The organism is Corynebacterium sp. KPL2734 (assembly GCF_040225595.1).
GTDB lineage: Bacteria > Actinomycetota > Actinomycetes > Mycobacteriales > Mycobacteriaceae > Corynebacterium > Corynebacterium rhinophilum.
Window position 1 is genome coordinate 78,452 of sequence record NZ_JBEHFO010000003.1, and the last position, 14,607, is coordinate 93,058.

14 protein-coding genes and 2 tRNA genes are annotated in these 14,607 nt (G+C 58.8%); 11 read left to right on the top strand and 5 right to left on the bottom strand.

The features are described 5' to 3' along the window. Nucleotides 1-90: 90 nt before the first annotated feature. Nucleotides 91-162 (bottom strand) — tRNA-Gly (locus ABRP88_RS03000). Nucleotides 163-283: 121 nt separating this feature from the next. Here ABRP88_RS03000 and ABRP88_RS03005 point away from each other — a divergent pair. The 9 genes from ABRP88_RS03005 to ABRP88_RS03045 all read left to right on the top strand — a co-directional run bounded on the left by ABRP88_RS03005 (nucleotide 284) and on the right by ABRP88_RS03045 (nucleotide 8,349). After that, nucleotides 284-1,132, top strand: coding sequence for a DUF1542 domain-containing protein (locus ABRP88_RS03005; protein ID WP_284796440.1), 849 nt, complete (start codon nucleotides 284-286; stop codon nucleotides 1,130-1,132). A gap of 133 nt (nucleotides 1,133-1,265) precedes the next feature. Further along, nucleotides 1,266-1,339: transfer RNA gene (locus ABRP88_RS03010), tRNA-Pro, on the top strand. Between the two features lie 94 nt (nucleotides 1,340-1,433). Continuing rightward, nucleotides 1,434-2,789: a trigger factor gene (gene tig / locus ABRP88_RS03015; protein WP_349836096.1), complete on the top strand. Its 1,356-nt coding sequence runs from the start codon at nucleotides 1,434-1,436 to the stop codon at nucleotides 2,787-2,789. A gap of 190 nt (nucleotides 2,790-2,979) precedes the next feature. Continuing rightward, entirely contained in the window at nucleotides 2,980-3,591 is a 612-nt protein-coding gene (locus ABRP88_RS03020; protein ID WP_349836097.1) for an ATP-dependent Clp protease proteolytic subunit, read from the top strand. A gap of 17 nt (nucleotides 3,592-3,608) precedes the next feature. Further along, on the top strand, nucleotides 3,609-4,235 hold the full coding sequence (locus ABRP88_RS03025; protein WP_284770299.1) for an ATP-dependent Clp protease proteolytic subunit: 627 nt from the start codon (nucleotides 3,609-3,611) through the stop codon (nucleotides 4,233-4,235). A gap of 273 nt (nucleotides 4,236-4,508) precedes the next feature. Then, nucleotides 4,509-6,011 carry a peptide MFS transporter gene (locus ABRP88_RS03030; protein WP_349836098.1) on the top strand — a complete coding sequence of 501 codons (1,503 nt, stop codon included), beginning with the start codon at nucleotides 4,509-4,511 and terminating at the stop codon, nucleotides 6,009-6,011. A 322-nt stretch (nucleotides 6,012-6,333) separates the two neighbouring features. Next, nucleotides 6,334-7,638, top strand: a complete 1,305-nt coding sequence (locus tag ABRP88_RS03035) for an inorganic phosphate transporter (protein ID WP_349836099.1) — start codon at nucleotides 6,334-6,336, stop codon at nucleotides 7,636-7,638. A 3-nt stretch (nucleotides 7,639-7,641) separates the two neighbouring features. Further along, nucleotides 7,642-7,932 (top strand): hypothetical protein, encoded by a 291-nt coding sequence (locus tag ABRP88_RS03040; protein WP_349836100.1) that lies wholly within the window; start codon nucleotides 7,642-7,644, stop codon nucleotides 7,930-7,932. Nucleotides 7,933-8,094: 162 nt separating this feature from the next. Then, nucleotides 8,095-8,349: a hypothetical protein gene (locus tag ABRP88_RS03045; protein WP_349836102.1), complete on the top strand. Its 255-nt coding sequence runs from the start codon at nucleotides 8,095-8,097 to the stop codon at nucleotides 8,347-8,349. A gap of 85 nt (nucleotides 8,350-8,434) precedes the next feature. Here the strand turns inward: ABRP88_RS03045 and fabG are convergent, their stop codons facing one another. After that, on the bottom strand, nucleotides 8,435-9,199 hold the full coding sequence (gene fabG, locus ABRP88_RS03050) for a 3-oxoacyl-ACP reductase FabG (protein WP_349836104.1): 765 nt from the start codon (nucleotides 9,197-9,199) through the stop codon (nucleotides 8,435-8,437). A gap of 230 nt (nucleotides 9,200-9,429) precedes the next feature. Between fabG and clpX the strand changes: the two genes are divergently transcribed. Then, a complete protein-coding gene (gene clpX / locus ABRP88_RS03055; protein WP_284782284.1) occupies nucleotides 9,430-10,725 on the top strand; it encodes an ATP-dependent Clp protease ATP-binding subunit ClpX in 1,296 nt (431 codons plus the stop codon). Between the two features lie 57 nt (nucleotides 10,726-10,782). Here the strand turns inward: clpX and ABRP88_RS03060 are convergent, their stop codons facing one another. After that, nucleotides 10,783-11,541: a TetR/AcrR family transcriptional regulator gene (locus ABRP88_RS03060; protein WP_349836107.1), complete on the bottom strand. Its 759-nt coding sequence runs from the start codon at nucleotides 11,539-11,541 to the stop codon at nucleotides 10,783-10,785. A gap of 409 nt (nucleotides 11,542-11,950) precedes the next feature. Between ABRP88_RS03060 and ABRP88_RS03065 the strand changes: the two genes are divergently transcribed. Next, nucleotides 11,951-12,913, top strand: a complete 963-nt coding sequence (locus ABRP88_RS03065; protein WP_349836108.1) for a malate dehydrogenase — start codon at nucleotides 11,951-11,953, stop codon at nucleotides 12,911-12,913. Here the strand turns inward: ABRP88_RS03065 and panC are convergent. Together panC and panB are read right to left on the bottom strand one after the other, a co-directional pair. Then, nucleotides 12,910-13,731, bottom strand: a complete 822-nt coding sequence (gene panC / locus ABRP88_RS03070; RefSeq protein ID WP_005284412.1) for a pantoate--beta-alanine ligase — start codon at nucleotides 13,729-13,731, stop codon at nucleotides 12,910-12,912. The genes ABRP88_RS03065 and panC overlap by 4 nt on opposite strands. A gap of 11 nt (nucleotides 13,732-13,742) precedes the next feature. Then, a complete protein-coding gene (gene panB, locus ABRP88_RS03075; RefSeq protein WP_005277923.1) occupies nucleotides 13,743-14,564 on the bottom strand; it encodes a 3-methyl-2-oxobutanoate hydroxymethyltransferase in 822 nt (273 codons plus the stop codon). Between the last annotated feature and the right edge of the window lie 43 nt (nucleotides 14,565-14,607).

The window sequence follows — 14,607 nt, forward strand, 5'->3', positions numbered from 1 at the left end:
CGGGAGATGGGCAGCGGGATGGAGGGGGCATCGGCAAGGAGGGGCCTAGCTGCAGATATGGAAAAACCCACCATACGGTGGGTTAAAGCGAGGGAATGACGGGAATCGAACCCGCGTCTTCAGCTTGGAAGGCTGAGGTATTAGCCACTATACGACATTCCCACAGCGTTACCTCGAACGCTGTCGGCTACTTTAGCGCATGTGCGCCCCAAAACGAAAATAGGGAACACACGCAGTGGATAGGCCGTTAAAATAGATAGAACCAATTCCGGCAAAGAAAGCGATGATTGTTGTGGAACTCCTACTTCTTGTAGTCGTACTCGGTGGTGGCGCGTGGTATCTATCCTCGCGCAGCTCAAAAAAGAACCGGGAGGAGCGAGAGGCGCAGCAGTTAGCGGATGCCCAAGCGGATGCGCGTCGCTGGATTGAGCGTCTGGGCGGTCAGGTCATGCAAATCTCCGGCACGGATACCGCCTCGCAGCAGGCAATGGCGGACGCATCAGAGCGCTTTACCGCGGCTAATTCCGCTATTTCGCAGGCCACCACGGTCAAGCAAGCCAATTTGGCCCGCGAATCGGCGCTTGAGGGTATGCATTACGTCAATGCCGCTCGCGAGATTATGGACATGAACCCGGGCCCGGAATTGCCGCCGCTGGAGGGACAGCGCGCCGCCGGTAAGGTCACCGAGAAGCGCACGGTGGATGCGAATGGCGAGCAGCTGACTGCGTCCCCATACGCCTCCGAGGAAACTCCGAACTATTACCCAGGCGGAACCGTAGCCGGCCGCCCCGTTCCGGCCGGTTGGTACTCCCGCTCTTGGTGGGCGGATGCCCTGCAAACGGGCGTGTGGATGATGGGTTATTCCATGATGTTTAACGCCATGTTTGCTGGCATGTCCGGCGTGGGCTATTCCGCAGCCGCCGCAGAAAACGGCGACTGGGGCGGCGCCGAGGGTGGCGAAGGAATGGACGGAGCCGACGGCGGCGGAGATGCCGGAGACGCCGGGGATGCCGGCGATATGGGCGGCGGTGCCGGAGGGGGAGACGCAGGTGACGGTGGCGGCTTCTTCGACGGATTATCTGACGGTGATGGCGGCGGATTCTTTGACGGCATGTTTGATTTCGATTTCTAATCCAGCTTCCGGGAATTATGCCGCTAACCTGCGGCTACGCCCTTAACAGGGGGCTGATTTAGGAGATTTAAAACCAACACGCTAAACTGGCTCAGGTATGCAACGCAGCCAAGGCAACTTGGTGGCCTACATACGGGGCGTGGCGCAGTTTGGTAGCGCACCTGCTTTGGGAGCAGGGGGTCGCAGGTTCAAATCCTGTCGCCCCGACGTATGGGGGTCTGAAAATGCCCTAATAAGGTTTTTCAGACCCCCTTTAATTTTTATGTACGTAGAAAAACAATGAAGCCAGGGAGATTCACTCGTGAAGACCACCGTAGACAAGCTGAGCGATACCCGCGTTAAGCTCACCGTCAACGTTCCGTTTGCGGAGCTGGACCAGGAAATCGATCAAGCTTACGCGGCAATCGCGCAGCAGGTTTCTATTCCAGGTTTCCGTAAGGGCAAGGCTCCGCGCCAGCTGATCGACGCTCGCTTCGGCCGCGGCCCGATTCTGGAGCAGGTCGTCAACGACATGCTGCCTTCCCGCTACGAGCAGGCTGTTCAGTCGGAAGACCTGAAGGTCATCGGCCAGCCGGACGTGGACATTTCCAAGATTGAAGACAAGGACTTCGTCGAGTTTACCGCCGAGGTTGATGTTCGCCCTGAGTTCGAGGTTCCGGACTTCTCCGAAATCTCCATCACCGTCCCAGCCATCAAGGCCGGCGAAGAAGACGTGGACAAGGCCCTCGAGGATCTTGCAGAGCGCTTCGGTGAGCTGAAGGACACCAAGCGCAAGATGAAGACTGGTGACTACGCCATCATCGACATCACCGCCGAGGTAGACGGTGAGAAGATCGAGGATGCTTCCACCGAAGGCCTGTCCTACTCCATCGGTGACGACAACCTCATCAAGGGTCTGGACACAGCACTGCGCGGCATGAAGACCGGTGAGGATAACGAGTTCACCTCCACCATTCAGTCCGGTGAGCACAAGGACGAAGAAGCTACCTTCAAGGTCCACGTGCAGCAGACCAAGGAGCGCAAGCTGCCGGACATGGACGATGAGTTCGCCCAGATGGCCTCCGAGTACGACACGATCGAGGAGCTGCGCGAAGCTACCAAGACCGAGGTCGAGGAGTCCAAGAAAGCTGAGCAGGCCGGCCAGATCCGCGATGAGGTTCTGAAGGCTGCGCTTGCCGATGTCGACTTTGAACTGCCTCAGTCCGTCGTCGACGAGCAGGCTCACGCCCAGCTGCACCAGATCTTGGGCCAGCTGGCACACGATGAGAAGGCACTGGCACAGCTGCTCGAGGCGCAAGGCACCTCCCGCGAAGAGTTTGATAAGCAGAACCGCGAGCAGGCTGAAGAGTCCGTGCGCACGCAGATCTTCTTGGATGCCGTGGCAGAAAAGGAAGAGCCGGAAGTTTCCCAGCAGGAACTCTCGGATCACATTCTGTTCACCGCTCAGTCCTATGGCATGGACCCGAACCAGTTCATCCAGCAGCTGCAGTCCAACGGCCAGATTGCCAACCTGTTCTCTGACGTTCGCCGTGGCAAGGCACTGGCTGCCGCCATTTGCCGTACCACCGTCAAGGACGAAGAGGGCAACGACGTTGACGTTGAGCAGTACTTCGGTGACGCAGATGAAGACGAAAACGAAGCTACCGACGCGGAGTAAATCCTCTTCTTAAAGCCCAGCTTGACTCCTCGCATACACGAGGAAGTCTGGCTGGGCTTTTCTCATCGCCGGGTCGAAAGCGCAGACAAAGTTCGGTGCAAACGCTGATAGCGAACAGACCCCACAATTATCGCCACATTAAGTAATGTGGTGGCATTAGAGATTAACCGTCCTCAAGGAGACTTTTCGAATGTCTAAGAAATCTGACCAGCTTCAGATGACCACCCCAGCAGGCTCCGGCCTGAACTTGGGTGACAGCGTCTACGAGCGCCTGTTGCACGAGCGCATTATCTTTTTGGGCACCCAGGTAGACGATGAAATTGCCAATAAGTTGTGCGCACAGATCCTGCTGCTTTCCGCAGAGGATCCCACGCGCGATATTTCGCTCTACATCAACTCCCCGGGTGGCTCCGTGACCGCGGGCATGGCAATTTATGACACGATGAAGTACTCGCCCTGCGATATTTCCACCTATGGCATGGGCTTGGCTGCTTCCATGGGCCAGTTCCTGCTCTCCGGTGGTACGAAGGGCAAGCGCTATGCGCTGCCGCACACTCGCATCATGATGCACCAGCCTTCCGCTGGTGTGGGCGGTACTGCTGCCGATATCGCCATCCAGGCGGAGCAATTCGCCCAGACCAAGCGCGAGATGGCTGAGCTCATTGCAGAGCACACCGGCCAAACCTTCGAGCAGATCACCAAGGACTCTGACCGCGACCGCTGGATGACTGCGCAGCAAGCCAAGGACTACGGCATTGTTGACCACGTCATCGAGTCCGTGAACGGCCCACTGAGCAACTAGGGAATAAGGAGAAAATCATTATGAATAAGTCGCAGATGCCAAGTTCCCGTTACGTACTGCCCTCCTTTATTGAGCAGTCCGCTCAGGGGACGAAGGAAACCAACCCGTACTCCAAGCTCTTTGAGGAGCGCATCATCTTCTTGGGCACCCAGGTCGATGACACCTCTGCCAATGACATCATGGCCCAGCTGCTGGTTCTTGAGAGCCAGGACCCGGACCGTGACATCACCATGTACATCAATTCGCCGGGTGGTTCCTTTACTGCCTTGATGGCCATTTATGACACCATGCGCTACGTGCGCCCTGATGTGCAGACCGTGTGCTTAGGCCAGGCAGCTTCCGCTGCCGCAGTGCTGTTGGCCGCTGGTGCTCCGGGCAAGCGTGCGGCGCTGCCGAACTCCCGCGTATTGATCCACCAGCCTGCAACCCAGGGAACCCAGGGGCAGGTATCGGACTTGGAGATCCAGGCCGCAGAGATCGAGCGTATGCGCACCTTGATGGAAAACACCTTGGCGGAGCACACCGGCCGTACGCCTGAGCAAATCCGCATCGACACCGACCGCGATAAGATCTTGACCGCGGAAGATGCCGTGGAATACGGTATCATCGATACCGTCTTTGAGTACCGCAAGCTCAATTCTTAATTCGGTCCTGATGGACTAAATCCATCAGAGGAAGCCCTGCGAGGCCGCTTCGAGAGAAGCCCTCGCAGGGCTTTTATTATTTGTATATGAGTGGATCGGCAGGAGTCTTTGAGAGGGACGTGTCGGGGTAGCACCAGTCCGCGAGTACTTACCCCAAACGGGGTGAATCCCCCCGGAAGAATATCTGCAGGTCGTTAGGCAGATTTTTCAGTGCGATGTTTCACGTATAATGCCGGATTTGTGAATCAGACCTCTGAGTGGTCGTATTATGTTATGGCAAATAACGATCCAGAGGCGGAGGATCGGTCCTCCGCACCCGCTGCTTCGAGCGGGGAGCGCACTTTCTTCGGCCACCCGTGGGGGCTGGCAAACCTCTTCGGCGTGGAAATGTGGGAGCGATTCAGCTTCTATGGCATGCAGTCCATCGTGCTGCTGTACATGTACTACGCCACGACAGGTGGGGGCCTAGGCCTCGACCGCGGCGATGCAACGTCAATCGTCGGCGCGTACGGCGGCTTGGTGTATATGGCTTGCCTGTTGGCCTCGTTGGTAGCAGACCGCATCCTCGGCGCGGAACGTACCCTGTTCTATTCCGCCATCATGGTAATGGCCGGACACCTCGTCTTGGCCTTTATCCCTGCAGTGACCGGTCTGGCGATTGGCCTGATCCTCATCGCCGTTGGTTCCGGTGGTGTCAAGACCACCGCTTCGGTGGTGCTGGGCTCCCTGTATAGCCGTGACGATCCCCGCCGTGACGGCGGCTTTTCCATCTTCTACATGGGCGTTAATATCGGCGCCCTCTTCGGCCCGCTGCTTACCACTGCAATGTGGGGCTGGAAGGGCTTCCACTGGGGCTTCGGCATCGCGGCCGTAGGTATGGCCCTAGGCCTTATCCAGTACACCTTGATGCGTAAGACAACCATTAAGGATGCCGGCCACGGAATTCCAAACCCGGCGGACTCCAAGCAGCGCATGATGGGCTTGGGTGCGATTGTCGTCGTCATCCTCGTGATGGTCGTCGGCCTGGGTACTGGAATTATCAAGGTGGAGTGGCTGTCCAATATCGTCACCGCCGTCGCACTTATCGCCGCCGTGTACTTCTGGATTCAGATGTACACCTCTGATTTGGTGAGCCGGAAAGAAAAGAACCGCCTCTTGGGCTTTATCCCGATGTTCATCTCCGGTGTGCTGTTCTTCGGTATCTTCCAGCAGCAATTTACCGTGATGACCATTTATGCCGATGTGCGCTTGGACCGCCATATCTTTGGCTACGAGATTCCGCCGTCACTGGTGCAGTCCATTAACCCGATCTTCATTGTTGTCTTCTCCGCAATCTTCGCCGCTATGTGGACGAAGCTCGGTGACCGTCAGTGGTCCACGCCGGTGAAGTTCGGCGTGGCTAATATCATCATCGGCATCTCGCTCTTCTTCTTCCTGCCGTTCTCCGGCTCGGGCGCAAACTCCACGCCAATGTATGTCATTATCTGGATCCTCTTCCTGTTTACTATGGGTGAGCTGATGCTGTCCCCGGTGGGCAACTCCCTGGCCACCAAGGTGGCACCTGAGGCGTTCCCATCGCGCATGATGGCTGTGTGGATGATGGCCGTGGCCATGGGTACCGCGCTTGCCGGTTCGCTGGCTAGCTTCTACAACCCAGAGGACGCGGCTGCGGAAAACACCTTCTTTATTTCCTTGGGCGCCGGCTCCATCGCGCTGGGCATCGTCCTGCTCGTACTGAGCCGCTGGGTGGTCAAGAAGTTCGCTACCTTCCGTTAAAAAGGGAAGGTAAAACCCTTTATTTTGAGGGGTGCGTTGGCGCTAAGCCGGCGCACCTCTTTTAGTGTTTTACGCCACGGTATTAAAGGCTGGAAATAGATTAGATTTCTTAAAAACGCTGCTAAAGCGCGGATTTTCGGCGTGTGGTCGAAGCCAAGGCCTGTGCGGCAGGTTAACACTAGGCAAAGTACAGTTTACTTCTTAGAAATGCTATTGGCCTGCCTTATTATTGCGGGGTACCCTGCTCAAGGGACGCGACGCATGAAGGCGTCGTAATTGCACCTTCTCCTCAATTGTTGTTTGCTTACAAGGGGCTAATGCTGTGACAGCGACTCTGATTATCTTGGGCATCGTGGTGGTTACCGCCCTAGCCTTCGACTTCACCAATGGTTTTCACGATACTGCCAATGCGATGGCAACCTCTATTGCCACTGGCGCACTGAAGCCATTTACTGCGGTAGCGATTTCTGCCGCACTCAACCTCGTCGGCGCATTCCTGTCCGTGAATGTCGCGGCAACGGTGGCTAAAGGCATCGTCAACCTCGATTCCTATGATCTTTCGGGTGCTGCCGCTGACACGGACGGTCAGGCCCTGCTGATGGTGGTCTTTACCGGCCTTATCGGCGGTATTCTGTGGAACCTTTTCACCTGGTTGCTCGGACTGCCGTCCAGCTCTTCCCACGCGCTTTTCGGTGGCCTTATCGGCGCAGGTTTCGCCGCTATGGGCACTGGGGGAGTGGAGTGGACCTCCATTATGGGAAAGATCATCATTCCAGCGGTGGCGTCCCCGATTATCGCCGCTTTGGTATCGGCGTGCGCCACCTTCCTCGTTTATTGGGTGACTAACACCATCCCTAATAAGGAAAAGAACGGGCACTTCCGTCACGGCCAGATTGTTACCGCCTGCTTGGTATCGCTGGCACACGGTGCCGGTGATGCCCAGAAGACCATGGGCGTTATCTTCCTTGCCCTTGTGGCTTCGGGCCATGCGGTTGCTGATGCCCGCATTCCTACCTGGGTCATTGTCGCTTGTGCGATTGCCATTGCGGCCGGTACTTTGTCCGGCGGCTGGCGCGTTATCCGCACCCTGGGTAAGGGCCTAGTGGAGATCGAATCCCCACAAGGTATGGCGGCCGAGGCTACATCTGCGGCCATCATCTTGACCTCCGCATCCGGCGGCATGGCGCTGTCTACGACCCACGTGTCTACCGGTTCCATCCTTGGTACTGGTTTGGGACGCCGCGGCGCGGAAGTGCGTTGGGGCGTGGCGATGCGCATGGTGGCCGCCTGGCTTATTACGCTGCCCTGCGCCGCCTTCGTTGGCTTCGCATCTTGGTGGCTGGCGCACGGCGTTTCCTCTGCCACGACGGTGGCTACCGGCGCCATCGTGGACTTCGTCCTGCTCTTGGCCGTGGCCGCACTTATCGTCATCCGCTCCCGCATGAACCCGGTCGATGCTTCCAACGTCAATAATGACTGGGAGGAAAATGCTGAGTCCGTGGATTCGTCCTTGGAGCCGCGCGTTGGTGCGAAAGAGTCCGTCGCAGCCGCAGGGGGCATGACCTCGGTAGCGGCGCTCGACGGGGACACTAACTCCACCTCATCTACTCCACACGAGGAGCGCTAGAACATGACTGTTGCAGAAATCTTTGAATCTATACTCCGCGTCGCTGGCTTGGCCCTTGTCTTCGGCGCCGGCATTCCCCTGCTGTTCGCTCTGGGCATGCGTTCCATGACGGGAGATCCCATTCGGGATGATAACGGCGTGGTGGTGGGAGATACTCCCGCTAGCCGGCAGATGAAGATGCTGGGATGGACCGTTTACGCCGTATTGGGTGCCGTCATCGTAGTAGCAATCGCGTGGATTGCGCGCGATACCCTAGACCACTACTTTGGCTTCACCCCATTTGGAGAACTTTAACAATAACCCGCGGGCCAGGGGCAGGCCCGTGATCATGTAATATGCCTCACAGCCACTTAAAGTTAATAAAAGGTTAACTTTAAGTGGCTTAGGGGTTGCTTAGTGGGTAAGTACCAAGTATATTGATGCCTATCAACAACGCAACATTGAGAGGTGAGAGAGATGAACACAATGCGGACCTTCTTTGGTGGCATTAGCGATATGTTCAAGGACTCCACCACGGGTACGGGTTTGGATACCGTGGCTCAGGCACCGGTTTCTGCCCGCGTAGCGGAAAATCTCGTTGTCGCGGGGCTTACCCCCGCGACGACTAAGGACGTCGCTGAGTCCTTCGCATTCGTTGTCGGCCACGCGCCAGATGAGCTAGAAATGCTCGATGTCGAGGCATTCTTGCTCGACTTTGGCTGGTTGCAATAAAAACCGCACTAAATAACCCCGCCGCGCACCACCTTGGTGCCGGCGGGGTTATCTGTGTCTTAGTGGCTGGCTAGGCACGTGCAGGCTAGCGCGGCGGCAGGATGGCCTCCGGGGTTTCGGGCAGGAGCTGGCCGCCATCAATAATGAGCGTTTGGCCGGTGATATATCCGGCCTCGGTGGAGGCGAGGAAGGCCGCGGCATTGCCAATATCGCGGGGGCTGCCAAGCCGGTGCAGCGGAATGGAGCGCGTCATCTCATCGAGGTACTCCTGGCCCTGTGCCTCGAGGCCTTCGGTGAGGATATTTCCGGGCAAAACGCCATTGATGGTGATGCCATCGCGGGCGATTTCTAGGGCAGCGGAGCGGATGAAACCTTGTTGGGCCGCCTTGGAGGCGCCGTAGTGCGCCCAGCCGGGAAAGCCGGTGTGCGAGCCGGTAATGGAGGTGGTAATGACAATGCGCCCGTAGCCTCGTTCCTTCATATACGGGAGGGCCTCCTGCACGACCTTGAACGTGCCGTGGGTATTGATATCAAACATGGTTTCCCACTGCTTATCCGTCATCTCTTCCAACGGGCAGTTGGGAAAGACCCCGGCATTGGAACAGACGATATCGATTGCGCCGTGCGCGGTGTGGGCTTTGGCAAACAGTTCTTTAATGGAGTCCCTATCGGTGACATCGATAGAATAGGCGGTAGCACCGAGCTCCGCGGCGGTGGCTTCAGCCTTGTCGGTGTCAATATCGGCGATAATGACGTTGGCGCCGGCTTCGCGCAGGGAGGCAACGATGCCTTTGCCGATGCCCGCAGCCCCGCCCGTGACAATCGCGGTATGGTTGGTGAGGTCAAACATGAAATGGCTCCTTCGGCGGTGGTGGAGGTAGTGGAGGATCCAATCCCAAGTTTAGTGGTGTGGGCGGATAAAGATCTGCGAATTTCGCCACGCGGAGGGAATGAATAGGAGCCGTGTCGGGTTGATTTACTAAGGTAGATTTTTGAACAACCAACCGCGGGGATGGAAGTGAGCGAGCCTTCCGCCCCACCTTTAAAAGCGGTAAACAAGAGCGAGTGTGAAAGTACTGAATGGCACGTATGCAAGAAAGCGCTGATCTCCTGAAGTGTTCCTTCTGCGGAAAGAGCCAAAAGCAGGTGAAAAAGCTCATCGCCGGCGGCGGGGTCTACATCTGCGATGAGTGCATCGAGCTCTGCAATGAGATTATTGAAGAAGAGCTCGGCCACGAGCAGGCCGAGGAGTCTTCTGAGGCGGAGGTGCGCCTGCCTAAGCCTTCGCAGATTTCTTCCTTTTTGGATAAGTACGTCATTGGCCAGGACAAGGCCAAGCGCGTGCTGTCGGTTGCGGTGTATAACCACTACAAGCGCATTAAGGCAGAAGAATCCGCTGCGTTAGATGCGCGACGGAAGAAGGCCGAGGGCGAAGAGGTAGAGATCTCCAAGTCCAATATTTTGATGTTGGGGCCCACCGGTTCCGGTAAGACCTACCTGGCGCAAACCTTGGCGCGCCTGCTGGATGTGCCGTTCGCCATCGCGGATGCCACCAGCTTGACCGAGGCCGGCTATGTGGGTGAGGACGTAGAAAACATCCTCTTGAAGCTGCTGCAGGCAGCAGATTTCGATGTGGAGCGCGCCCAGCGCGGAATCATCTACGTCGACGAAGTGGATAAGATTTCCCGCAAATCCGAAAACCCCTCCATTACCCGCGATGTCTCCGGCGAAGGCGTGCAGCAGGCGCTGCTGAAGATCCTGGAGGGAACCGTGGCTGCTATCCCGCCGCAGGGCGGGCGCAAGCACCCGAACCAGGAATTTATCCAGCTGGATACCTCCAATATCCTCTTCATTGTCGCCGGCGCGTTTGCGGGCCTCGACCAGGTGATCGCGGATCGCGTGGGCAAGAAGGGCGTTGGGTTTGGCGCGAAGCTGGGCACCGAAGACGAGCGGGAAAAGGTGGACCTATTTTCCCAGGTGCGCCCGGAAGACCTCGTGAAGTTCGGCTTGATCCCAGAATTTATCGGCCGCCTGCCCGTGGTGGCGACGGTGGATAACTTGGACCGCGAGGCCCTGGTCAAGGTGTTGACCGAGCCCAAGAACTCCCTGCTCAAGCAATACAGCCGCCTATTTGAGATGGATGACTGCGAGCTGGACATGGATGCCGGGGCGCTGGATGCTATCGCAGAGCTTGCCCTCGAGCGTAAAACCGGCGCGCGCGGTTTGCGCGCAATTCTGGAAGAACTGCTTGTGCCGGTGATGTTTGAGCTGCCAGACAGGGAAGATATTTCCGCTGTGCACATCACCGCGGAGTGCGTCACCCAGGGCGCAGAGCCCGAATTTACCTACAAGGATGAGGCAAAGGAATCGGCCTAGCGAGAGAAACGCTGCGGTAGGAAAAAGGGGCATCGGCAAGCAGCCGGTGCTTTCTTTTTATGCCTCGCCGTAGATGTCTTGCGGGGAGGCCTCGTCGCCCTCGTCGGCATCAGAAGGCACCAAGTACGACTCGTGGCCGGAATCGGGGATATTGGCGGTGAGGAATGCCAGCACGGTATCGACGGTAAGCCTGTGCAGGCCGTCGATATTTGCCTGGCTGGACATATCTACGCCTAAAAGGTTGTCCATCATTGCTCGGTTGGTCACGCGGTACGAGGTGAGCGAGGCGATGATGGTGAAAATATCGTTGGTGGAAATACCCGGGCGGAAGGCGCCGGCGTCCTGGCCCAGCATGAGCAGGCGGTCTAGATGAAGGGCGACGCCGCTGAAATCTGCGACGGGATTGGTAGAAGAACCCACGATGGACTGCGCAGTTTCCCAGGTCATCATGCGAATGGCTTCAGGGTGATTGACGTACTGCCAGAAGATCCAGTCCACCAGCTTGCGCACACCTTCGACTGGGACGGCGGAATCGAGCTCCAGATCCTCTTCGTCGGGGCGGAGGCGCTCGGCGGCGGTGCTTAAAGCGCTCAAGTACAGGCCCTGCTTATCGCCAAAATGGTAGTGAATCATGCGCTTGGACATGCCAGATTCCGCGGCGATGGTATCTAGCTTAGTTTCAGAAAAACCCAACGCGGAAAACTGGGAAATGGCGATATCCACCACGGCATCGGTGCTGATGGAATCCGCAGCGTGAGCGTCGGAGTCCTCCGCCTGCTCCGCAGCGTGCAGCGGTTCGATGTGCTCAGTGCTCATAGCATGTGTCCTATCTCTGCTTCGCGGCGCCGATGTGGCGATAGTGGGTAGTGGTCTTAGGCAGTGCGCGGCAGGCCTAATGCTGGTCCGGTGCGGTAGCGAGGTGACCAATATGTAGCCGCCCAAAAGCAGGGAACGTATCCCTGCACGCGCACTCCCCGGTGGGGCTGTGCCGCTTCTATCATGCCCGATTATTCCCACGTCGCGGGAGGAATGTGCACATTGGGGGCGTTAATTTGGAGGTAAACGGGGGTAATATCCGGAAATTTAGCGGCGTTTTCCCTCCGAAAGAGGGGGATAAATTTCACAACACGCTACCTCCGGATAGCGCTAAGCTCGGGGGTGGATACATCCCGTGGAGGGTGGCGTGCATGAGGGGCGCTTACAACTCCACGACATACGAGGAGGAATGAGCATGACCCAGCCAGTAAAAGTAACCGTCACCGGCGCCGCCGGAAATATCGCCTACTCGCTGCTGTGGCGGATTGCCGCAGGCGACGTATTTGGCAAGGACACCCCGGTAGACCTTGCACTATTGGAAATCCCCGCGGTAGTAGAAAAGGCCGAGGGCGTGGCCATGGAGCTGCGCGATTCCGCCCTGCCACTGGTTAACTCGATTACGGTGACAGATGACCTCAAGGTCGCCTTCGAGGATGTCTCCGCCGCATTCCTTGTGGGCTCCCGCCCGCGCAGCAAGGGCATGGAGCGCGCAGACCTACTCGAGGCCAATGGCGCCATCTTTACTGAGCAAGGCAAGGCCATCAATGACTACGCGGCGCGCGATGTCCGCGTGCTGGTGGTGGGCAACCCGGCCAATACCAACGCGCTGATCGCCGCACATAGCGCGCCGGATCTGGATAACTCCCAGTTCAACGCGCTGATGCGCTTGGACCACAACCGCACCTTGGGGCAGCTGGCGGCTAAGACGGGCAAGGCCACCAAGGACTTTTCCAAGATTGCGGTCTGGGGTAATCACTCCGCGACCCAGTTCCCGGATATCGCTTTTTCTAACGCGGAGGTAGATGAGCAGTGGTACCGCGAGGAGATGATCCCCAAGGTGGCCAAGCGCGGCGCGGAGATCATTGAGGTGCGCGGCAGCTCGTCGGCTGCGTCGGCAGCATCTGCCGCCGTGGATCACATGCACGATTGGGTCCACGGCACCGAGGATTGGCGCACCGCCGCCGTGTCTTCGGATGGTTCCTACGGTGTAGACGAGGGCCTCATCTGCGGCTTTCCCACCATTTGCCGCGACGGCAAGTGGGAAATCGTCCAAGGCCTGGAGCTCAGCGATTTCCAGAAGGAGCGCATCGAGGCCTCCGTGCAGGAGCTGCGTGAGGAGCGCGAGGCCGTAGCCCACCTGCTGAAAGGTTAAGCCTCCAGCACCAAGTTATCGATGAGCCGCACCGGCCCCACATGCGCTGCTACCAGCGCCAAGGCGGGCCGGTGTTGTGCATCTACGGGCTCGAGCGTGGCCGGGTCCACCACGGTGAGGTAATCCACCGTCACGCCGGGGGAGGAAGCGAGCTGGGCCTCAGCTTCTTCACGTGAGGCGCCATCCTGCAGCGCGAAGAGTGCCTGGGATAAGGCGACCGCCTGCTCACGCTCGGCGGCACTGAGGCGCGCATTGCGGCTGGACTCGGCCACGCCGTCCGTTGCGCGCACGATGGGCACGCTGATGATGTCCAGCGGCAGGTCGAGGTCCGCCACCAGGCGGCGGATGATCGCTACTTGCTGCGCATCCTTTTGCCCAAAATAAGCGCGGTCTGGTGTGACAAGGTGAAACAGCTTGCTCACCACGGTGGCCACGCCGTCAAAGTGGCCGGGGCGCGAGGCACCTTCCAAGACCGAGCCCATCTCACCCGTGCGCACCCACACCCGCGGGGTGCCACCCGGGTACATTTCCTCCACGCTGGGGGCGAAGACCGCATCGACTCCCAACGAGTCCAGCAGTGCGGCATCCGCGTCGAGGGTGCGCGGGTAGGCGCGGTAGTCTTCGCAGTCGCCCAGGTCCGTGAACTGGAGGGGATTGACAAAGACCGAGCACACCACGGTGTCGTTGTCTTCGCGGGCGCGGCGAATGAGGGAAGCGTGGCCGTCGTGAAGCGCGCCCATCGTGGGCACCAAACCCACGGAACCGGACGCTGCCGCGCGGAAGGCACGGAGCTCGGATTTAGTTGTGAGGATCTGCATGGCTTAAGACCTTAGTCCTCGAAAGACTCCTCGGCGTTGGGGAAGGAACGTTCACCCACATCTGCGACATAGTCCTTCGCTCCTTCCAGCAGCGCGCCGCGCAGATTCGCGTAGCGGCGCACAAAACGCGGCGCCTTGGGACCTCCCAGGCCGAAGGCATCGGTCCACACCAGAATCTGACCGTCGGTCTGCGCGCCGGCGCCGATGCCGATGGTGGGGATGGGCAGCTCCTTGGTCACCTGCTCAGCAAGGGCTGCCGGGACCATCTCCAGCACCACGGCGAAGGCGCCGGCCTCGGCGAGGGCGCGGGCGTCGTCGTGAAGCTTCTCCGCACCGGCACCCCGGCCTTGGACCACGAAGCCGCCCAAGGCGTGGACCTGCTGGGGTGTAAAGCCAATGTGGGCGCAGACCGGGATGCCGGCGGCGACAAGCGCGGCAACAATGGGAGCGCGCTCCGCACCGCCCTCCAGCTTCACGGCCTGCGCGCCGGTTTCCTTCATGACGCGCACCGCGGTCTCCAGCGCCTGGGAGGGGCCGTCCTCATAGGAGCCGAAGGGAAGGTCCACCACCACGAAGGCGCGGGAGGTCGAAGCAACCACCGCGCGGGCCAGCGGGATCATCTCATCGAGGGTGAGCGAGAGCGTGGTTTCGCGGCCCAGCACCACGTTGGCCAGGGAATCGCCGACGAGCAGGAGATCGACCCCGGCTTCATCGAAGATTTCGGCGGTCAAGCAGTCGTAGCTCGTCAGGCACGCGAAGGCCTGAGAGTTGTCTTTGGCTTGGGTGAAGTAACGGGTGCGGAGGCGGGCGCGGTGGCCAGGGTTGTGAGACATGCCCTTACTCTAGACAGGCCGGTGGTGCCAGTTGACGCACAGG